This window comes from Asaia sp. As-1742, from assembly GCF_011753235.1.
Lineage (GTDB): Bacteria > Pseudomonadota > Alphaproteobacteria > Acetobacterales > Acetobacteraceae > Asaia > Asaia bogorensis_B.
This window is the reverse complement of sequence record NZ_VWWA01000001.1, coordinates 105,089-126,449: the sequence shown is the minus strand read 5'-3', so window position 1 is coordinate 126,449 and position 21,361 is coordinate 105,089. Positions and strand designations below refer to the sequence as shown.

General features: G+C 61.2%; 16 protein-coding genes and 2 pseudogenes. 6 read left to right on the top strand and 12 right to left on the bottom strand.

Annotation, left to right across the window (positions count from 1 at the left end):
• The first annotated feature begins 12 nt into the window (after positions 1 to 12).
• The 3 genes from hemW (at position 13) to F3J08_RS00440 (ending at position 2,812) form a co-directional block, all read left to right on the top strand.
• The gene (gene hemW / locus F3J08_RS00450) at positions 13 to 1,140 is read left to right on the top strand and encodes a radical SAM family heme chaperone HemW (RefSeq protein ID WP_370458639.1); all 1,128 of its coding nucleotides are present in this window, start codon (positions 13 to 15) and stop codon (positions 1,138 to 1,140) included.
• 159 nt (positions 1,141 to 1,299) lie between these two features.
• Complete coding sequence (locus tag F3J08_RS00445) at positions 1,300 to 2,385, top strand: nucleoside hydrolase (RefSeq protein WP_122039733.1); 1,086 nt, start codon at positions 1,300 to 1,302, stop codon at positions 2,383 to 2,385.
• Between the two features lie 4 nt (positions 2,386 to 2,389).
• On the top strand, positions 2,390 to 2,812 hold the full coding sequence (locus F3J08_RS00440) for a DUF1489 family protein (protein ID WP_166928024.1): 423 nt from the start codon (positions 2,390 to 2,392) through the stop codon (positions 2,810 to 2,812).
• Positions 2,813 to 2,851: 39 nt separating this feature from the next.
• On the opposite strand, the gene F3J08_RS00435 is transcribed toward F3J08_RS00440, so the two are convergent.
• From F3J08_RS00435 to rimP, 11 genes and pseudogenes are all read right to left on the bottom strand, one after another.
• On the bottom strand, positions 2,852 to 4,894 hold the full coding sequence (locus tag F3J08_RS00435) for an FUSC family protein (protein ID WP_166928023.1): 2,043 nt from the start codon (positions 4,892 to 4,894) through the stop codon (positions 2,852 to 2,854).
• Positions 4,895 to 4,925: 31 nt separating this feature from the next.
• A complete protein-coding gene (locus tag F3J08_RS00430; RefSeq protein ID WP_122039731.1) occupies positions 4,926 to 6,356 on the bottom strand; it encodes a nitronate monooxygenase family protein in 1,431 nt (476 codons plus the stop codon).
• Positions 6,357 to 6,416: 60 nt separating this feature from the next.
• Positions 6,417 to 8,570 (bottom strand): polyribonucleotide nucleotidyltransferase, encoded by a 2,154-nt coding sequence (gene pnp / locus F3J08_RS00425; RefSeq protein WP_062165066.1) that lies wholly within the window; start codon positions 8,568 to 8,570, stop codon positions 6,417 to 6,419.
• A gap of 248 nt (positions 8,571 to 8,818) precedes the next feature.
• The gene (rpsO, locus tag F3J08_RS00420; protein ID WP_023979579.1) at positions 8,819 to 9,088 is read right to left on the bottom strand and encodes a 30S ribosomal protein S15; all 270 of its coding nucleotides are present in this window, start codon (positions 9,086 to 9,088) and stop codon (positions 8,819 to 8,821) included.
• Complete coding sequence (gene truB, locus F3J08_RS00415) at positions 9,072 to 10,025, bottom strand: tRNA pseudouridine(55) synthase TruB (RefSeq protein WP_166928022.1); 954 nt, start codon at positions 10,023 to 10,025, stop codon at positions 9,072 to 9,074. The genes rpsO and truB overlap by 17 nt, the downstream gene beginning before the upstream one ends.
• A gap of 15 nt (positions 10,026 to 10,040) precedes the next feature.
• On the bottom strand, positions 10,041 to 10,466 hold the full coding sequence (gene rbfA, locus F3J08_RS00410) for a 30S ribosome-binding factor RbfA (protein WP_122039729.1): 426 nt from the start codon (positions 10,464 to 10,466) through the stop codon (positions 10,041 to 10,043).
• Positions 10,463 to 12,625: pseudogene (infB, locus tag F3J08_RS00405) on the bottom strand (translation initiation factor IF-2); the annotation flags it as partial. The gene rbfA and the pseudogene infB, both read right to left, overlap by 4 nt.
• Positions 12,626 to 12,831: 206 nt before the next feature.
• Positions 12,832 to 13,270: pseudogene (locus F3J08_RS17480) on the bottom strand (translation initiation factor IF-2 associated domain-containing protein); the annotation flags it as partial.
• Entirely contained in the window at positions 13,267 to 13,896 is a 630-nt protein-coding gene (locus tag F3J08_RS00400; RefSeq protein ID WP_255345471.1) for an RNA-binding protein, read from the bottom strand. The pseudogene F3J08_RS17480 and the gene F3J08_RS00400, both read right to left, overlap by 4 nt.
• A gap of 52 nt (positions 13,897 to 13,948) precedes the next feature.
• Positions 13,949 to 15,493 carry a transcription termination factor NusA gene (gene nusA / locus F3J08_RS00395; protein ID WP_062165068.1) on the bottom strand — a complete coding sequence of 515 codons (1,545 nt, stop codon included), beginning with the start codon at positions 15,491 to 15,493 and terminating at the stop codon, positions 13,949 to 13,951.
• Positions 15,494 to 15,576: 83 nt separating this feature from the next.
• Positions 15,577 to 16,203 carry a ribosome maturation factor RimP gene (gene rimP / locus F3J08_RS00390; protein WP_122039726.1) on the bottom strand — a complete coding sequence of 209 codons (627 nt, stop codon included), beginning with the start codon at positions 16,201 to 16,203 and terminating at the stop codon, positions 15,577 to 15,579.
• 198 nt (positions 16,204 to 16,401) lie between these two features.
• Between rimP and F3J08_RS00385 the strand changes: the two genes are divergently transcribed.
• Genes F3J08_RS00385 through F3J08_RS00375 form a run of 3 tightly spaced genes read left to right on the top strand, consistent with a single transcriptional unit; the run spans position 16,402 to position 19,292 of the window.
• On the top strand, positions 16,402 to 17,040 hold the full coding sequence (locus F3J08_RS00385; RefSeq protein WP_166928019.1) for a hypothetical protein: 639 nt from the start codon (positions 16,402 to 16,404) through the stop codon (positions 17,038 to 17,040).
• Positions 17,037 to 18,305: an AAA family ATPase gene (locus tag F3J08_RS00380; protein WP_122050449.1), complete on the top strand. Its 1,269-nt coding sequence runs from the start codon at positions 17,037 to 17,039 to the stop codon at positions 18,303 to 18,305. Before F3J08_RS00385 ends, F3J08_RS00380 begins: the two co-directional genes overlap by 4 nt.
• Before the next feature lie 21 nt (positions 18,306 to 18,326).
• A complete protein-coding gene (locus F3J08_RS00375; RefSeq protein ID WP_166928018.1) occupies positions 18,327 to 19,292 on the top strand; it encodes a hypothetical protein in 966 nt (321 codons plus the stop codon).
• Between the two features lie 528 nt (positions 19,293 to 19,820).
• Here F3J08_RS00375 and F3J08_RS00370 read toward each other — a convergent pair.
• Positions 19,821 to 21,347 (bottom strand): ABC transporter substrate-binding protein/permease, encoded by a 1,527-nt coding sequence (locus tag F3J08_RS00370; RefSeq protein ID WP_166928303.1) that lies wholly within the window; start codon positions 21,345 to 21,347, stop codon positions 19,821 to 19,823.
• Positions 21,348 to 21,361 lie beyond the last annotated feature (14 nt).

The window sequence follows — 21,361 nt, the reverse complement described above, 5'->3', positions numbered from 1 at the left end:
CTCTCGCTCTATGTGCACTGGCCCTTCTGTCTGGCCAAATGCCCGTATTGCGACTTCAACTCCCATGTGCGCGACGTCATCCCGCATGAGCGCTTCACGGCGGCGCTGCGTCGGGAGCTCGCCCATGATGCAGCCCGCACGGGGCGACGCAGCCTGCGCTCGATCTTTTTCGGTGGCGGCACACCGTCGCTCATGCGCCCTGAAACTGTGGCCATGATCATTCAGGATGCCCTGCACCATTTCGACGCCGCGCCTGATCTCGAAATCACCCTCGAAGCCAACCCGACCAGCGTGGAGCGCGAGAAACTCGCCGGCTTTGCTCAGGCGGGGGTCAATCGGATATCGCTCGGCATCCAGAGCCTGAACGAGGATTCCCTGCGGTTTCTGGGCCGTGAACATTCAGCGGGACAGGCCGTGCAGGCTCTCGAGACAGCGCGTGCCCTCTTTTCGCGGCTTTCCTTCGACCTGATTTATGCCCGCCCCGGCCAGAGCCTGAGCGCCTGGGAGGCAGAGCTGCGCGAGGCGCTCGCCCTCGCCTCCGATCACCTGTCCCTCTATCAGCTCACCATCGAACAGGGCACGAAATTCGAGGCGCTCTATCGACAGGGGCGGTTCACCCTGCCCGAGGGAGATGAAGCTGCTCGCCTGTACGAAAAGACTGCCGAAATCGCAGGCCTTTTCGGAATGCGTGATTACGAAATCTCGAACTATGCCCGCCCCGGAGCCGAGAGCCGTCACAACCTCACCTACTGGCGCTATCAGGATTATATCGGCATCGGGCCGGGAGCGCATGGCAGGCTGACGCTGGATGACACACTTCTGGCCACACGGCGGCATCGTGCTCCGGAAATCTGGGCAGACCGTGTCGAACAGCGAGGAAGCGGGTCGACCGAGGAAACGCCCCTGTCATCCGTGGAACGCGGGCGTGAGGCGCTCCTGATGGGGTTGCGCCTGCGCGAAGGGATTGATCTGGACTGGTTCGCAATGCGTACAGGGCGCCACCTGACCGAGTGTGTGGACCCGATGATTTTCGAGGCGGCGCAGGAAGAGAATTATCTCAACCTTCGGGACAACCGGCTCATTGCCACAGACGAAGGTCGTGTGAGGCTCGAAGCCCTGCTGGGTGCTCTGGTCCTCTGATCATCCGCTAATCACCGCCCTTCGGCTTTGCGATTATTCAGGCTGCATGAACACCCTGCACGCCACGGGATGACGTTCATCGCCCCTTCCCTTAAGACTTTATTGCTCACAGTATGAGACACAGGGAACCGTCCCGCTTTTCCGGAGTCAAACCAGCTTATGCGTTGTTTCCTTGCCAGTCTGGCGCTTGCCGCCCTCACCATCGGCACAGCCTCCGCCGAAACCCGGAACGGTCCGGAGCTTGTGATTGCCGATAATGACTATCTGGGCCCGGGCGGCTCGAACATCCAATCCGTCATCCCCCTGCTGAACAACCCGAAACTGAAGGTTCTTGGCCTGACGGTCGTGGCTGGCGATGACTGGGAAAATGCTGAAAGTGCACGTATCCGCCGCTTTCTGGAGATTTCGGGCCATCGTGATGTGCCGGTTTATGACGGGGCAACACAACCCCTGATCAACACAGTGGCACTCACGCGCCTGCGCGAGCAGCAATATGGCAGCCTGCCCTGGAAAGGGGCGTGGGGTGGCATGGGGTCAATGGACAAGACTCCTGACACACAGCCCGCTGTTGCCCAGACCCCCGATGGCAAGCCCGAGCTTCAGCCTCAGGGCATCCCTGCGGCGCTGTTCATGATCCAGCAGGTCCATGCTCACCCCCATGAGGTGACAATCATCGAAGCTGGCCCGATGACCAATCTGGCTTTGGCCATTCGTCTGGATCCAAGCTTTGCGAGCACGGCGAAGCAGCTTGTCTTTATGGGCGGCTATCTTGACCTGGCAATGATGTCTGTCACCGGCAATGCGGATAATGGATCTGATTTCAATCTGATTTTCGATCCCGAGGCCGCGCATATCACCCTGACCGCGCCCTGGGCCCATATCACCTCTGTCGCCAATGTCTCCAATGACGTGGTGCTCAGCAAGGCTGAGGTCGAGGCCATTGCGAAGGATCATCGCTCGGCCGCCACCGATTATCTCGTACGCTACTATGTCCCGCTGGCCATGTGGGACGAAGTCACGAGCGCCATCGTGGCCGATCCCTCCCTCGTTACCAGGAAACAGGACGCCTATATGGATGTCGAGATCGGCAAGGGCATTGGCTATGGCCACGCCTATGTCTGGCCGGATGCCCTGGCACCCAGAGCAATGGGCGTTCGGAAGGTCAGCATCGTGCAGGCCATCGATGTCGATCGCTTCAAGAAGCTTTATGCCGGCTGGGCGCAGGGCTTCATGGGAAAGCACTGATCCCTTGTTGCACATGATCAAACTGGTCGTCGGTTGCACGACACTCGATGAACTCGCCGCCTGGATGCAGCGCGGCGAGCGTGTCGAGGGGTATGGCGTCATACGCACACGCACAATGCCCAAGCAGGCCGATGAGATCAGTGGGCAGGGCTCGCTTTTTCGGGTGATGGGCGGGCTGGTGCTCTGCCGTCAGCCGATTATGGGGTTCCGACCCTTCACCCGCCCGGATGGCCAGCTGGGCACTCATATCCTCGTTACTGACGAGATCATTCCGGTTCAGCCGCGCGCCATGCGGCCGTTCCAAGGCTGGCGTTATCTGAAGCCCGAGGACGCGCCCATCGATCTGGGCTCGTCACCCGCAGCGACGGGGATCGAGAACCTCCCCCCGGCGCTCAGACGCAGCCTGTCCGAACTCTGCCTGATCTGACTTCTCGCTGCTCTGATTTCCGGGCAAGTGGGGACGGCCTCAAGTCACGGCATCTCCTGCCACCCTGGTCCGAAGCCCGGCCTTCTGCCCCAGCCGCATCAAAGCCGTCTCGTCGTTAAGCCAGGTCAGAACTTCCTGCATGGCGGGAAGGCCCGTCCTTTCGGCATCTTGCGGCACGATCTTCGCGCCGCGGGACTTTCCCTCAGACGCGATCGCCTGCGCCCACCGCTCGAAGCGTGCCGCTTCCTGCGGGTCAGGGCATCGCAACCCGTTCTGCATATCGAAGCGATAGAGGGTCAGTTCGCCGCTCAGGCGACGGAGCGCCCGAAGGACGGCCTGCACATCCTGTGACTCCCCATCGCGCAGTTGCGTCACCAGTCCGCCGAACAAAGGCAGTCCCCCACGAGAGAACTCGGCAGCAATCGTTGTCATCCCGGCCTCACGCTGCGCCTTGTCGGTCTGGCCCTGATCCGTATCGCCCGAGAGAACAAGGCTGGCATAACGGCAATGGGCCAGTATCGCACGCCTGACCAGCGTTTCCCGGTCGGAATCGCCGCGCTGGGGCCAGAGCAGCAGGACGCAAAGCAGAGCGATCCCGCTGCCGATCAGATTGTCCAGCACACGCGCCCACACGATGCCGCCCCCCGGCATCAGCGCCTCGGCAATAACGACCACCAATCCGGTCAGGAAGAAAACCAGCATGGTGTAATTGACGGCCCGGGTCGCAATCGCAGCGAGAGAGAGAAAAACCGCTGCGATCAGAAGGGGGATTTTACCCGGAAGCACCAGAGCGCAAAGCGCCGCGAGCAGACTGCCCCCGATGCTGCCCACAACACGCTCCATGCTGCGCACGATGGTCAGGTTGCCAGCCGGCTGCATGACCAGCAGTGCCGCGATCAGCGCCCAGTAGGAAAACCCTTCGCCGCCATACAGACAGACGATCTGGGTCAGGGTAAGCGCCAGAGAGAGACGCATGGCATGGCGCCATATCAACGGGGTCAGGGCGCGCCCGCGCCCGGATTGCCCCTCACCCTCCTCACGATGGCGGCGCGAAAACGCAGCGATCATCTGCTGGAAAGCCGCGGCGCAGGCGATGACAGGCATGGCGTTCACCACACCACCATTGCGTGACTCCCTGTCGAGGCGCTGTGCGAGTTGCCCGAGAATACGAAAATCAGGCTCTGGCCGCGCGACCTGTCGCATGCACTCGTGGCAGGCCATGCCGAGCCGGCCAAGGAGGACGCGCAGCTCAGGCGATAAAGGCCCATTCTGCGAAAGATGCTCCAGCGCCAGCAGAGCGGTAAAGACGCGCTCGGCTGCCATGAGTGTCGCTTCCATGCGCCGACGAAGGCGCATATTGCCATGACGCGCATCGAGCATCAGCAGCAAGGTTCGGGCACGTTCGATCGCGTTGCGCGCCGCTTGACGATGCACGGCCTCGCGCAGACGCCCGGCCGATAACTCACGCGCCATCAGATCGAGAATATAGAACGTTGCCGAGAGGCTACGGCGCGCCGGGGCATAAGGCTGCTGCCGCCAAAGCACCAGACAGAACAGCGTCGCCAGGGCACCCCCCGCGAAGAACAGACCCGCAATCTCAGCCGCCTGACGCGGAGGTGATGGAAAACCGGTGGCGGCAACGGCGGCACAACCAGCCAGAGCCCAGAGCTGCATGACTGCCGGAGAAAACACACGCGCCAGACCGCAACCCAGCCCGATAAGCGCCACAAGCGGCACGGTGGCCCAGGGACCGAACAGGCTCAGGCTGGAAACCCCGAACACAAGAAGGGTACCGGCCAGGGTGAACCCGCCCAGAACCTGAAAGCGCTCGCGATTGGGGCCGCCCGGATCAATCAGACAGGCCCAGAAGCAGGCAAAGGCAATCCAGGCGAGAACGGGCTGGTCGAAGAAAAGCGAGGGGGTCAGGGCGAGCGCCGTGACGAGGCCTGCTCGCGCGCCTTCGTACAGGCTCAGCTGCTCTGGCGTGAGCGTGATGGCATAACGGGCGAGATGGTTTGTGGAGGTTGTCAGAAAGGCAGCCAGAGGGCGAGAGGCAGAAAGCCGGGTCTTGCCCTTCATCATGCCGTTTCGCACCTCCGCTGCTTGAGGGCGCTCAGCGCCCCGTCATGATCTGTTCAACAAGCTGACCGACTGTCGGCGTGAAGCCATCAGCATAGAACGGATCGGAACCGAAACGCCATGCGTTCGTCCCACCAAACATCAGGTTATGATCAACCAGCTGGTCGGCGGCCTCGATCCCCATGCTGTCATCGGCATGAGCAATGTCCTGCAGGCTCTTCTGGATGCAGAAGGAACGCGGATCGGACTTCGCCCCGTTGGTATAGTTCGGGCCTCGCTGGCTCCAATTGGAGAAGCGACATTCCGAAAGACAGCCCATGCAGGCCACCTGATCGGCCACGATCACCCGGCTTTCCTCAGGCGTGACGAAAACGAGCGTCGAATCCGGCGTGCGCATGGCCTCGGTATAGCCCGCAGCCTCCCATGCCAGAACATGCTCGCGATCCGTCGCGGTCATCCAGACCTCGCGCTTGCGCGCGCCGATCCCATGAGCCGTATCATGCTCGCCCACAGGTTCGCTGCTATAGGCCACCTGACGTTCGGAACGCCCGCGCAGGTTCTGCATGAAGCTGTTGTTCACAGCCGATGAGTAGAAGCCGGTGGGCGAGAAGCGATTCAGATACACATCGCCTTCATGCAGGCGGCGCAGGCGGCGCTTCCATGCATCAGGGATAGGGCTCTCCTGAGTCAGCAACGGGCGTGTGCCGAACTGGAACACGATCGGGCCGATCTCGGGATTATTGAACCAGTGCGCCCATTCCTCGAGCCACCAGACACCACCAGCCATGATGATCGGCACGGTCTCGAGACCGAACTGGTTCATGGACTTGCGCAGCGCGGCAACGCGGGGATAGGGGTCTTCCGGCTTGAGCGGGTTCTCGGTGTTCGACAGCCCGTTATGGCCGCCCGCCCGCCAGGGATCCTCGTAAACCACGCCGCCCAGCAATTCGGATGTCTTGCTGTACGAACGCTTCCACAGCGCGTTGAAAGCGCGCGCCGAGGAGACGATCGGATAATAATGCACCTTATGACGTGCGGCGATTTCCGACAGACGATAAGGCATGCCTGCGCCGCAGGTCAGCCCGTCGATCATCCCGGGGGCACCCTCGAGGATGCCCTCGATCACCTGCTCGGCACCGCCCATCTCCCACAGGAGATTGGCGTTGATCATGCCCTTGCTGCCTGCAATTTCGCGGGCAATGCGAACCTGGGTGATACCGCCCTCGATCGCGTAGCGGATCAGCTCCTCATGACGCTCACGGCGCGTACGGCCCGAATAGATCTGGGGGATACGGTTGCCATCTGCGTCATAGCTGTCGGCATTGACGGCAGAGACAGTGCCCACGCCACCAGCAGCAGCCCAATGGCCTGCTGATATACCGGTCGAAACCGAGACGCCCTTGCCACCCTCAACGAGGGGGAGGACTTCCCGGCCAGCCATGCGGACGGTATCAATCGACATCATAATCTGTGTTGTACTCCGAGGGAGGAGGCCCCTTTATGGCCCTCCTCCTGAAACGGGAGATCAGTCAGCGTCACGCTGCCTGGTCGGACGAGCGGCCTTTGCACCGACGCTCTCCGAGATATCGGCGCCGGTCTGCTGATCGACAACGCGCATCGACAGCTTGACCTTGCCGCGATCGTCGAAACCGACAACCTTCACCTTCACAGCGTCGCCCTGCTTCACGACATCGGTGGTCTTGGCAACGCGACCATCGGTCAGCTCGGAGATATGCACCAGACCGTCGCGCGGCCCGAGGAAGTTCACGAACGCACCGAAATCGGCGGTCTTGACGACCTTGCCATCGTAGATGCGGCCGATTTCCGGCTCAGCCACGATGCCTTCGATGCGCGAGATGGCCTTCTGGGCCTGCTCGTCATTCGATGCAGCGATGGTGATGACACCTTCGTCGTTGATATCAACCTTGGCACCCGAGAACTCGACGATCTCGCGAATGACCTTGCCACCCGAACCGATCACATCGCGGATCTTCTCCTTGGCGATGTTCATGGTGGTGATCTTCGGCGCATTGCGCGAGACCCCCTCACGACCTTCATCGATCGCCTTGGCCATCTCGCCGAGGATGTGGATGCGACCGTCACGGGCCTGCTCGAGCGCCACCTTCATGATTTCCGGCGTGATCGAGGTGATCTTGATGTCCATCTGGAGCGCAGTGATACCGGATTCGGTACCGGCCACCTTGAAGTCCATGTCACCAAGGTGATCTTCGTCACCCAGGATGTCGGACAGCACGGCGTAGCCACGATCTTCCTTGATCAGGCCCATGGCGATACCGGCAACGGGGCGCGGCAGCGGCACGCCGGCATCCATCAGCGCCAGCGAGGAGCCGCAAACGGTGGCCATTGAAGACGATCCGTTGCTCTCGGTGATCTCGGAAACGATACGCACCGTGTAGGGGAAGCGGTCCTTGCCCGGCAGCAGCGGGTGCAGCGCACGCCATGCCAGCTTGCCATGGCCGATCTCGCGACGGCCCGGGCTTCCCATGCGGCCGCACTCACCAACCGAGTAGGGTGGGAAGTTGTAGTGCAGCATGAAGTTCGAGCGGTACTCGCCTTCAAGGGCGTCAATGATCTGCTCGTCCTGGGTGGTGCCCAGCGTGGCAACGACCAGAGCCTGCGTCTCACCGCGCGTGAAGAGCGAGGAGCCATGGGCGCGTGGCAGGATGCCGACTTCGGACACGATCGGGCGCACCGTCTTGGTGTCGCGACCGTCGATACGGATGCCGGTCTTCAGGATGGCGCCGCGAACGACCTGGGCCTCAAGCTCCTTGAGCATCGGCTTGGCCATATCGACGTCCAGACCTTCCTCGGTCAGGCCTTCGATGATGCGCGCCTTGGCGGTCGCGATCTTCTCGTAGCGTGCCTGCTTGGCCTTTTCCTTATAGGCGTCGGCCATCAGCTTGGTGCCGATCTTCTCCACGCGCTTGCGCAGGGCGATCTGCTCCTTGGTGGGGCCTTCGAGGTCCCAGGGCTGCTTGGCGGCGTGCTCGGCCAGATCGATGATCGCGTCGATCACGGGCTGGAAGGCGGCATGGCCTGCGGTCACGGCTTCGAGCATGATCTCTTCCGAAAGCTCGGAAGCTTCGGATTCAACCATCAGCACGCCTTCGCTCGTCCCGGCGACGACGAGATCGAGCGCGCTCTCCTTCATCTCCGCAATGGTCGGATTAATGACGAGCTGGTCATTGATGCGGGCCACGCGCGCCACGCCAACCGGACCATAAAAGGGAATACCCGAAAGGGTGAGCGCGGCTGAGCAGCCGATCAGCGCAACCAGTGCGGGGTCGTTTTCCATGTCATGGCTGAGAACGGTCGCCGTGACCTGCACTTCATTGCGGAAGTTCTCAGGGAAGAGCGGGCGGATTGGACGGTCGATCAGACGCGAGATCAGGGTCTCGCTCTCGGACGGACGGCCCTCGCGCTTGAAGAAGCCGCCAGGAATACGGCCAGCTGCATAGGCCTTTTCCTGATAGTTGACGGTCATCGGGAAGAAGTCCTGGCCCGGCTTGACCGACTTGGCGCCAACGGCGGTGCAGAGCACAACCGTATCGCCATAGGTGGCGACAACCGCACCATCAGCCTGACGGGCAATCTTGCCGGTTTCCAGAACGAGCGGGCGTCCGGCCCAGTCGATTTCCTTGCGGAAGTAGTTGAACATCATTCTGTCCTGATTAGGGGGCTTTGGCACCGGTTACGGTGATCTGAAGGGAACGGGCCCTGACTGGCTGGCAGCGTTTCGGACGGCATGGCAAGAAAGGCCGGGATCGGACCGGCATGTCACCATGTGGCCTGAAACGCCGAAGGCCGGTTCTGTCTCCAGCTTCAACGTTCAGTGACGAAGCCTGGTACCCCGCCGCCAGCATGACGACGGGAGGCGGCGGAGGCATGACCCTCCGCCCGAGCATGTTAGCGGCGCAGGCCGAGACGCTCGATAAGGGTCTGGTAGCGGCCCTGATCCTTGCGCTTGAGATAGTCAAGCAGGCCACGACGCTGGCCAACGAGCATCAGAAGACCACGACGTGAGTGGAAGTCCTTCTTGTGCGTCTGCAGATGGCCCGTCAGGTTGACGATACGCTCGCTCAGCAGTGCAACCTGCACTTCCGGCGACCCGGTGTCGGTCGGGTTGGTCTTGAATTCTTCGATCAGCGCCGTGCGGCGTTCAGCTGTAATCGACATCTCTGTCTCCGTATTTAAACGACTCGAATATCCGTATCGGCTTGAGACGGCCCTCCTGGACGCGGCACAAACCGACAAGACACCCCCCCTCCTGGGCCTGCAGGACGTCACCCTCCTGCGGTGTCAGCATCAGAGCGGCGCAATCGGCCAGAGAAAGGCTCTGTCCAAAGCGCAAGGCCTGTGCTTCTGCGTCGGTCACGGCCAGAGCCGGGATGTCGGCCAGCGCGGTCGAGACCGGGCGCAAAAGCGCTGAAAGTGCATCGGCCTTGTCGTCATTTTGAACCAGCTTGTCCAGTGTTATCGCATGGGTCTCGTCAAACGGGCCGCATTTGGTCCTGCGCAATACGGCAATATGCCCGACGGTACCGCTGGCCAGGGCGATGTCACGTGCAAGGCTGCGCATATACACGCCCTTGCCCGACTGAACCTCGAACACGGCATGGTCACGATCAGGACGGTCGACAAGCGTGATGGAGTCAACGCGTGCAGGCCGCGGCGGCAGATCGGGCGGTCGTCCGGCCCGTGCGAGGTCATAGGATCGCTCGCCATCCACCTTGAGCGCCGAGTAGACCGGCGGCACCTGCATGATATCACCGGTGAGCGCAGGGAGAGCCGCGCGCAATTCGGCATCACTGGGGCGATGCTCGCTTGTCAGCACGACCTCGCCTTCACGGTCATCGGTTGTGCGCGACTCACCAAGGAACAGCGTGAAGCGATAACGCTTGGTAGCATCCATGATATAGGGGATCGTCTTGGTGGCCTGACCGAAAGCGACCGGCAGGATGCCCGTCGCCAAAGGGTCCAGCGTACCGCCATGCCCGGCCTTTTTGGCATCGAACAGGCGGCGCGCCTTGTTCACCACATCGGTCGAGCCGATTTTCAGGCTCTTGTCGACGACCAGCCAGCCGTCGATATCCTGCCCTTTTTTGCGTCCCATGACGGGTCGCTCCACTCAGTCTTCGGAATCAAGATCACGACGGACTTCCGGCGTGCGCATCAGCGCATCCATTTCCATCGCGTGTTCGAGCGCGGTATCGGGCTGGAAATGGATTTCCGGCACAATGCGCGAGCGCAGGGTTTTGGAGAGTCCTGTGCGCAGGAACGGCGCTACGCGCTTGAGCGCAGGCAGCACTTCCTCGATATCGCTACGCCCCAGACGGCTGACAAAAGCCGTGGCGTGGCGAAAATCGGGGGAGATACGCACTTCAGTCACCGTCACATGCACGCCCGAAAGTTCCGGATCACGAAACTCGGTGCGGGCGAAGAGATCCGAAAGAACACGACGGACCTCTTCGGACATTCTCAGCTGACGCTGTGAAGGGCCACCGGCGTCGCCGGGCCCTGAAAAGCCCGGCACCTTGGAACGCGAACCCCTCATGCAGGGATCACTTCCATCTCGTAGCACTCAACCATGTCGCCTTCGCGCAGGTCGTTGTAGCCAGCGAAGGAGAGACCGCACTCATAGTTGCGGGCCACTTCCTTGACGTCATCCTTGAAGCGCTTGAGCTGGCTCAGCTCGCCTTCATGGATCACCACGTTGTCACGCAACAGACGCACGCCACAGCCACGCTTGACCACGCCCTCGGTGACATAGCAACCCGCGACCTTGCCGACCTTCGTGATGTTGAAGACCTGACGGATCTCGGCGTAACCGAGGAACTTCTCGCGATGCTTGGGCGCAACCTTGCCCTTGACCAGCTGCTCCACATCGTCGGTCACCTGATAGATGATCGAGTAGTAGCGGATGTCCACATCCTCACGCTGGGCCATTTCACGGGCCTGCGTGGTGGCGCGGACATTGAAGGCCACGATGATGGCGTTCGATGCCTTGGCGAGCTGGATGTCGCTCTCGGTGATCTGACCGACAGAGGCGTTCAGCACGCGGATACGAACTTCCTCATGCTCGAGCTTGAGCACCGAAGCCTCAATAGCCTCGGCAGAGCCCTGCACGTCTGCCTTGATGAGCAGAGCCACTTCCTTCTGCTCACCCGCCTGGATACGGGCCAGCATCTGGTCAAGCGTACCGCGGGCTGCGGCACGACCTGCTGCCATCTTGTCCTTCTGCTTGCGCTGACGGAACTCGCAGATCTCGCGGGCACGGTTCTCGTTCTCTACGACCACGAACGGTTCGCCGGCGCCGGGAACACCCGTGATACCCAGAAGCTCGACCGGCATGGACGGACCAGCATCCTTGAGCTGGCGCCCCTTGTCATCCAGCATGGCACGAACACGACCCCACTCGGCACCAGCCACGACGATGTCGGAACGGTTGAGCGTGCCCTTCTGGACCAGAACCGTCGCAACTGGACCGCGACCGCGATCCAGACGGCTCTCGATGACCGAGCCTTCGGCGACACGGTTCGGATTCGCCTTCAGGTCGAGCACTTCTGCCTGCAACAGAATGGCTTCCTCCAGCTTGTCCAGGCCCGTGCGCTTGAGCGCCGAAACCTCGACATCCTGCACGTCACCGCCAAGGGCTTCCACCACGATCTCGTGGCTCAGCAGAGCCTGACGCACGCGGTCGGGGTTTGCACCCGGCTTGTCGATCTTGTTGATCGCCACAATGATCGGCGCATCAGCAGCCTTGGCGTGCTTGATGGCCTCGATCGTCTGCGGCATCACGCCGTCATCGGCGGCCACGACCAGCACAACTACGTCGGTGACCGAAGCACCGCGGGCACGCATCGAGGTAAACGCTTCATGGCCAGGCGTATCGACGAAGGTGATCTTCGCGCCGCTGGGCACCGTCACCTGATAGGCGCCGATATGCTGGGTGATACCACCGGCTTCGCCAGCTGCCACATCAGTTGTGCGCAGTGCATCGAGCAGCGAGGTCTTGCCGTGGTCGACATGGCCCATGACGGTCACAACCGGAGCGCGTGTCACGAGGTCTTCCTCGCGATCTTCCACACCCTCGATGCCCAGTTCCACGTCGCTCTCGGCAACGCGACGGACACGGTGGCCGAATTCGCTGATGACCAGTTCGGCCGTATCGGCGTCAATCAGCTGCGTGGCTGTAGCCATCACACCCATCTTCATGAGTGCCTTGACGACTTCAGCCTGACGCAGCGCCATACGGTTGGCCAGCTCGGCCACCGTGATAGATTCCGGCAGGATCACGTCACGCACCACGCGGACCTGATCGGCGCGGAGACGCTCAAGCTCGGCCTGGCGACGCTCGCGGTCACGCTGGCGACGAACCGAAGCGAGCGAACGCGTCTTGTCGTCATCACCTTCGATGGCGGCGCGGACGTCGATACGGCCAGAACGACGCGAATCACCGCTCTTCTTGGGGGCAGCTGGCGCACCACGGCGTGGCGGCGCGGCCGGGGCACGGCGCGGACCAGCGCGACGATCTTCCTCGGTTTCGCCACCAGCGCCACCGCGACGCAGATGCAGCGTTTCATTGCGAGGCGCTGCAGCCGATGCACCGGCCGCGGCGGGCGCCGGCTTGGGGGTGACGGGACGCGGCGCCATGACGGCACGTTCGGCCAACGGACGCAGACGTTCCATCGGGGCAGCAAGCTGCACGCCACCGGTACGACGGGCCGACTCAGTCGCCTCGAGCGGCGCACGGCGTGCAGCTTCCTCACGCTCGCGCTCGGCGGCACGCGCCTTGCGCTGCTCCTCGAGGGCTTCCTGCTTCGCCTGATCTTCAGCCGCGGCTGCCATCTGGCGGTCATGCTCTTCAGCTTCACGCTGGGCCTCAACCTCGCGGGCCGCTGCCTCGGCACGTGCCTCTTCCTCGCGCTTGGCCTCTTCGGCTGCGGAGAGGATACGGATCTTCTCTTCTTCGAGACGGGCTGCCTCGCGCGCCGCTTCCTTGCGCTGCTCTTCGAGCACGCGCTGGCGGATGGCGAGTTCTGCGGGGGTCAGCGCGCGTCCTGCGCCTGCGCGGCCACCACGGCCACCGGCAGCACCGCGGCCGTCCTTGCGCTCATTCGTCTCGCGCTTCTTGCGCACTTCGACCTGCACCACCTTGGATCGGCCGTGGCTGAAGCTCTGACGCACAGAGCCTGCGTCTACAGTCCGCCCGACTTCCGTGCGTCCGCCCGGACGCAGGGACAGACGTCCCTTACCCTGGTCACCCTGAGCCTGGGCGCCCTGATCCTGGACATTCTGGCCATCTGTCTGACCGCCCTGAGCCTGAGTGCCCTGGTTCCGTTCGTTGCCTTCGCTCATATACCTGCCTGTTCCCGTCCGAGCCGCTCATTGCGCGGCTCAGGAACCAACCCATCGGTCAGCCCCAAAAATCGTTCATGCTCAGCCATCAGACGCTGCGCGAGCGCACCGGGCGCTATCACAACATAGACCGCATGTTCCCGCCCGAATGCCGTCGCGAGCATCTGGGCCGGTAACGTCCGTACCGGAACCTTGTTGTTTCCCGATATCAGACGCCGCAACTCATCCGGGCTTCCGCCCGATCCCTGGATCACCAAGCCAGCCTTTCCGGCAGCAATCCATTCGCGACACTTAACAAACCCACAGAGAGCCTGCCCGGCCCGACGCGCGAGCCCAAGGCCCTGCACCAGCCGCGCTTCTATTCCTGAAACCAGCACCTGCGCAATATCCTCAGGCACCTTTACCGGCTGACGCGCTGCCCGAGAAAACAGGTGACGCGTCCGCGCGGTTTCTAGCACATCCCGCTTGGCACTCAACCAGATTCCCCGCCCTGGCAGCTTAGCCGCCAGATCGGGAACGACCGTACCATCGGGCGCGACGACAAAACGCAGCATGACTTCAGGGTTCCCGCTCTCGCGAGAGACGATGCAGCGCCGCTGCGGCCCCTTCTCGTCATCGAGTTCGATCAGGTCAAGCTCGATATCGGAGTCGGGACTCGGTGCCTGTGTTTGATGGATCTCAGACGTCGGAAGCCTCCCCTTCCTCGGGGGCTGCTTCTGCCTGCTCGCCATCAAACCAGTGGGCACGGGCTGCCATGATGATCTCATTGGCAGCGTCTTCATCTATATTGTCACTGCCGAGCATTTCGACAAGCTCGTCGCCTGCGAGATCGGCCAGATCATCGAGTGATTTTACACCCTTCTCACCCAGCGTCACCAGCATGGCATTGGTAAATACACCGAGCTCGGCAATCGAATCCTCAACGCCAAGGCCCCGACGCTTATCGTCCAGCTCCTGCTCCTTCTGCACGAGGAATTCCTCGGCGCGGCGCATCAGCTCTTCGGCTACGCTTTCATCGAAGCCCTCGATGGCGTGCAGCTCATCCGGATCGGCATAAGCCAGCTCTTCGATGGTGTGGAAACCTTCAGTCACCAGCAGGCCAGCAATCACGTCATCGACATCAAGCGCATCGACGAAGAGCTGGGTACGCTTGCGGAATTCTTCCTGACGACGCTCGGATTCTTCGGCCTCGGTCAGAATGTCGATGTCCCAGCGCGTGAGCTGGCTTGCCAGACGCACGTTCTGACCACGACGACCGATGGCAAGCGAAAGCTGTTCGTTCGGCACGACAACTTCCACGCGGCCGGCTTCTTCATCCATAACCACCTTGGTCACTTCAGCGGGAGCCAGAGCATTCACCACAAAGGTTGCGGCCTGAGGGCTCCAGGGGATGATGTCGATCTTCTCGCCCTGCAACTCAGCTACAACGGCCTGAACGCGTGAGCCGCGCATACCAACGCAGGCACCAACCGGGTCGATGGATGCATCCTTGGAGACAACGGCCATCTTGGCGCGCGATCCCGGATCACGGGCCACGGCCTTGATCTCGATGATGCCGTCATAGATTTCCGGCACTTCCTGCGCAAACAGCTTGGCAAGGAAAGCAGGATGGGTGCGGCTCAGGAAGATCTGCGGGCCACGCGTTTCGTCACGCACGTCATAGATGTAGGCGCGCACGCGATCGGAATTGCGGAACGACTCGCGGGGGATCAGTTCGTCACGACGGAGCAGCGCTTCCGTATGACCAATCTCGACCATGAGGTTGCCGTATTCCGTGCGCTTGACCGTGCCGTTGACAATCTCGCCCACGCGATCCTTGAACTCGTTATACTGCTTCTTGCGCTCATATTCGCGAACACGCTGCACGATAACCTGCTTGGCGGTCTGAGCAGCGATACGGCCGAAATCGATGGGCGGCAGCGGGTCGACCAGATGCTCACCCAGCTTGATCTCAGGCTGGAACTTTACCGCGATGGCGAGAGGAATCTGGGTGTCCTCGTTTTCAACAGTCTCGACCACTTCGGTCCAGCGTGACAGACGAACCTCACCGGAGCGGCGATCGATTGTCGCGCGGATATCCTTTTCGTGGCCGTACTTGGCGCGCCCGGCCTTCTGGATGGCCTGCTCCATCGCCTCCAGCACTTCTTCACGATCGATGTTCTTTTCACGCGAAACAGCGTCTGCCACCAGAAGCAGCTCAGGACGGGTAACGGAGGTGTCCATCAGACGAAATCCTCAAATGCGGCGCGCCGGTGCGGCGCGGACCATCAGAAACGGGAAAGGCGATAAACCCAGTACAGCTAACTTCAGTGTGTCTTTCGTCCGGGCCGCGATCCCTTGCCCGGCTTGGCAGGATTGAGCTTCGGCGTCTTGCGACGCGGTGCTTCCTCTTCTTCTGCCCCTTCATCCTCGGATGCAATGCCCAGCATCGCGGCACTCGCCTCGATCAGCGCATCGGTCAGCACAAGACGGGCCTTGCGGATCGTGTCGATGGGCAGAACGGCTTCCTCGCCGTCATCCAGACGAATTACGGCTGCACCATCACGCGTTCCGGTGATGATACCCGAAAAGCGCTTACGACCATTGAGCGGCAGATCGAGCTCGGCCTTGACCAGATGACCCGCAAAACGGTCCCAGTCCTTCAGGCGCGTCAGCGGGCGATCAATTCCGGCAGAGGAAACCTCAAGCGTCCACGCGCCAGGGATCGGATCATCCACATCCAGCACGGCGCCAACGGCGTGGCTGATCTGCTCACAATCCTCGATTCCGATCAGGGACCCATCGGCGCGATCAGCCATGATCTGGATGGTCGGCGTTTCGCGGCCCAGCACGCTCAGGCGCACGAGCTCGTAACCGAGATCGGTCAGGGTCGGCTCGATCTGCTGCGCGATACGCGCTTCAAGACCGTTCAGGCTGGGAATTTCATTGGCCAAGACAAAAAAGGCGGCCCGTCAAGGCCACCCCCCGATAAGACGAAAGATGAAAGGAATACGGGCTGTTTAGGCCAAGATGGCCGTCGATGCAAGACTCGCGAAAGGAAACGGACGAGTCACGTACGTTACATACACTTACATTATTGGACTACCGTAACGGTTGCGAGGGAATGACAGGCCCTGCCATCGTCACAGGACATGAGCAATGAAGAGCATCCCGCCCCGCAATTGATGGAAATGCACCCTGATGATGCTGCGCATAAGGGACGGGGATTCTCGCGCCTTGGCGGGTGCATCATTGTCGCTGCGCTCGCTCTGTCAGCCCTTGCGGTGGTGCATCAGTTCGGCGCTGACCCTGCCCAATTCGGTCACACGGGCACGAACCAGACGACTGCCGAAGTTGCGGCGCCGCCCACTGGAACACAAACCCCAGCCACGGCGTCGCATATGGGGGCCGACCTGCCCATGATTCCAGAAGGGCGAGCGGCCCTGGCACTGGCCCATTCGAACTATAGTACCCAGGATCAGGCACGTATTCTTGCAGCTTACAAGAGACGGGATATTTCGCTCGTTCAGATGCCTATCGCTGAAATCGACGGCAAGGCAGGAACAAGCGTCAAGATCGACACGGGAGGGTTCTCCCAGATCGTCACTCTGAGCCCGGCGCTCAAGGCCGTCACCATTCCGATCTACCACGCAGGGGAAGTGACAATTTCACCCGTCCATATGCTTGCGGGCAACACGCTTGCCGCCAGCGTGTTGACTGTCTACGGGATGTATAACCTCCCCACACTGAGCTCTTCGGAGCTGGTCACCCTGGACGTCATCGCGCAATGAAAGCCCTGCTTCCTGCCCTGAACCGTCTCATGCCCGTCATGATGGTTATCTTCCTGCTTCTGGCGAGCATTCAGGCGGCCGTAGCCCTGCACCTGTCAGGGGGCATGTTCGTCCGCTTTTTCTCCTGGGCGCGCGAGGCCTACCTTCCTCTGGCCGGGATTTCGGCGATCGCGGTACTGAGCGGCCTTCTCTTTGAAACACATTCCGAAAAGCTGATCCGAAAAGGCCTTCGCAGAAGGAGAGGTATTCTCATGGACTCACTGGCGAGACTGACCAACCGCGACATGCTCGAAGCCCTGATGGCGCAGGAACAGCGCGAGACAACGATTGACGCCGAGGAGCTTGCCGCAGCGCTGCGCGCCCGTGTCATCGGGCAGGACCAGGTTTGCGAGGATATTGCCCAGCAGCTTCGCAGGCGCCTTGCCCTGCACGTGCGCAACAAACCGGTCGGCATCTTCCTAATGGCCGGCCCTCCCGGCACAGGCAAAACCTATCTTGCCAAGCAGATCGCGCGCCAGATGGAGCGCCCCCTGCTGCATTTTGACATGACCCAGATGTCCAGCCCCCATGCAGCCACGCAGCTTTTTGGCTCCCCCAAGGGCTATGTCGGGTCAGACAGCTTCGGCAAACTCACCGGGGGGTTGCAGGAGAAACCCGATGCGGTCGTGCTGCTCGACGAAATCGAAAAAGCCCATCCGGACGTTTTCAAGAAGTTTCTCACCGCCTGGAATGATGGTCATGTGACCGAGGCCTCCACAGGGGCACAGATTTCGACAACACGTGCGATCTTCATGCTGACGTCGAACATCGCCACTGAAGAGCTCACGGAGATCGCTGACAGGTTGCATGACGACGCCGAGCGGATGCGTGCCGAGTCCACCGAAGCCCTGCGCAAGGCCGGCTTTGCCCCCGAGGTTCTCAATCGCCTCGACCGCATATTCGTCTTCCGTCGTCTCCACGGCCTCGATCTGGCCCGTGTCGCAGCGCTTGAAATCGAAGCCATGATCAAGGGATACGGCCTGAACGTGGAAGCGGGCGGCATCGACGCCCATCTCCTGTTCCAATTGCTTCAACGGCAGCAGAAGCTCGGAACAGGCGCCTCGGCGCGTGATCTTGTCAGATCGATCGAGGATATGGTTAGTGAAAGTCTCATCCTCGCCCGTCAGAATGGCGCCAAGCTTGTGCGTCTGGTCATGACAGATAACGGCGTGGTTGCTGAAATCGCAGAAGAGAAACAAGCACTCAATGCCCGTCTTACGCCTTGATATCTCTGGTCTGATTTCCTGATGTCTGCATCGTCGCGCCTGTGGCGCCGCGCCCCTGCGTGGCGCTTTTTTCTCTACACGACATTCCTGTTTCTGGTGCTGGGACTGATCTTCCCTACACCGTTCGTTTCCCGACATACCGGGTGGCTGCACGCTCTGACCCGTCACCTGCCCTCTTTTGGTAGCAAGACGCCGTCAGATCCTGATGCTCCGCCTGAAACGGACGAGACGCGCGGCAACAGCACTGGCAGCGCAGGTCCCGACCTGAACGACCCCGAGCGCTTCGTGACACCTGATATCGCGACGGCGATTACGGGCGCCATTCCGTTTGGCGGCCACAGCCTGCCCCTGCCTGCCGGAGTGTGGCATCCGGTGCTGAGCGGCCAGTACGGGCTGAACGGCATGATGTCGCTCAATGTTCTAGTGCGAACCGATCGCGGTATCGTCACGGGAGTGCTGATTGCCAGCACGACCAATCAGGAACTGCCACGCGACGTCATCGAGGACGCCTATAATCACTGTCACGACGACAGGAATTACCATTCCACCATCCTGGCTGATCATCCTGATGGCAAGATCGAATGTGCTTATCTTACGGCGGCCTATCTGGGGCCGAGCGGCATCTTATCCACAGATCCACTGATCCAGCTCGCCTTCAAACGCCTGACAACGCTGGGTTTTCCCATGCCGTCCCTGTTCGTTGTTGCGAGCTGGCTGAACAGTAGCGGCGCAGGTGAGAGCACGAAGGGCTCCACCAACGTAACACTTCTTCTCTCGCCTACCCGCCCCGGCACTGTGGTTCTGCGGGCCCCGCTCCCTTATTGGGACAAGCGTCTCATCAACCGGGCTCCGGACGCACTCGAATTTGTACGACACGTCGATAGCTGGTTTGCAGAATGGGTTCCAGTCATGCGTCATGGCATGACCACTGACTATAGCGGTACGGTTCCTGACGCTTTGCTGGCCAAAGACCCTGCTGCCCCCTAGGCAGAGCAGGAGCATAAACCGGTTTATGAGGAGTGGAACGGTCAGGCGGCGCTCTCTTGTGGGTGCCTCCCGCCTCCATAAGAAATTTCTGACATCGCCATGATGATCATATGCGTTGACGAGGCTGAATCCGTCTCAGCGAACACTGGCTCCTCCATCATGCTCGATGCCTCGCGCGCCTTCATTTGGCGCGTTGCATAATCACTGTCCCGGTCGACCGCGTTATCTCATGAGGCTCTGGGAGCGCTCGCGAATAGGTCAAAGGGAAAACGGTACGCCCATTTTTGGCACATTCACGGCTGTGGCTGCGTCCCTCCCGCTTACTCAGCCTGTCGCCAGGCTGTTAAGCCGGATCGGTTCACGGGCTGCACGTCGCACCATGCCGATCATAGAACGCTTACTGCGCCTGAGCATTGCGCCCGAAGTCCTGGCGCCTCACACCATCATGGTGGGACATGCTGCTCACGATCCTGCTGCGAACGACGCACTTACCTCTGCATCGGACTCAGAAGTTTTGTAACAGACTTCTCAGTGGTGTCCCGAGCGTGTGAGGCTCTGCCCCAATCGGCGTTCCACATGGCGGGCAAAACGGACAAAAGGCAGACCGAGCAGCAGATAGGCCGCACCGATCAGAAGCCCGGTACCGATATAGTCGTAATAGGTCGATGAAAGCCGGATATAGGTCTTTGTCAGCTCGGTCAGCGTGATCACACTCACCAGCGAAGAATCCTTGAGCAGGGCAATGAAGTCGTTGGTCATAACCGGCAGGACCGTGCGGAAAGCCTGCGGCACGATCACCAGTCGCACAGCCTTGGCGCGCGTCATGTTGAGCGCAATGGCCGCCTCCATTTGCCCGCGCGGCACAGAGGAGAGGCCAGCCCGATAATTTTCGGCTTCATAGGCGGCATAATTCAGGCCCAAGGCCAGCACGCCCGCGAAGAAAGGCGACAGTTTGATGCCTATGCCCGGCAGACCATAGAAGATGAAGAGCACCTGGATAAGCAGGGGCGTGCCGCGCACAACCTCGATGTAGAGACCGCTCAGCCATTGCAGGGGGCGTGCGCCGTAGTGGCGGCACAAGGCAAGCACGAGCCCCAGACTGACGGCAAGGATCATGGAAAGGGCCGACACCACAAGGGTCAGCACGGCCGCCTTGCCGATGATGGGCAGAAATCCGAGATAACGGTGGAACAGCCCCACCCAGCCAAGCTGACTGCGCATGGCGTCACGATAGCGCAGCCACGCGACAGGAGGCACCTCACGCACCATATGGTCGCCCGTCATGGCCGCCATCTCGGGTGTCCAGAGATTCCAGCGCCGCAGAATGGTCTGAAGCGTCCCATCGCTCATCATGTCACCCAGCACATGATCGACGGAATCATGAAGCGCGACATTGCCCGGCTTGAAGGCAATGCCATAGCGGGTCTGCCCGACCGGCTCACCAACGATCACCAGATCATCAGTTACCCCGGCATAGAAAAGCGCGATGGGTCCGTCGAGCAGGAGCGCATCCAGACGCCCGTTGCGCAGGTCCGAAAAGGCATAGGTCTCCTCCTCGTAAGAGCGCGTGGTAATGCTCGGCTCGTTCTGTAACAGTCGCTCGGCCAGCGTCTCCTTGATCGTTCCGACCACATGCCCCTTGAGGGCCGCGAAACTGGCAAGGTCCTGACGGTCGCGACGCACCACAATGCGATCGCCGGTCACATAGTAAGGCCGTGAGAAGAGCGCCGCCTTCACATGGTCGGGCGTCATCTCAATGCCGTCCACCACCATGTCATACATGCCGCGTTGGAGGCCGGGTATCAGACCATCCCAATCATTCTGCACGAAATGCGGTGTACGCTTCAGGCGCCGGGCAATCTCCTGCACCATGTCGAACTCGAATCCCTCAAGGCGATTCGTGTCTGCCGGGTCGTGAAAGACGTAGGGAACATTGGCCTCACCATCCGAGGCCCAGTTCAGAACCGACGATGAGGCCGCGTTGTTTATCGCTGGTGGGGGTGAAGATGTCTGGGCATGGGCAGGATGGCCACCGATCAGAAGCATCAGCCCCATCAGGGCGCAGGCAA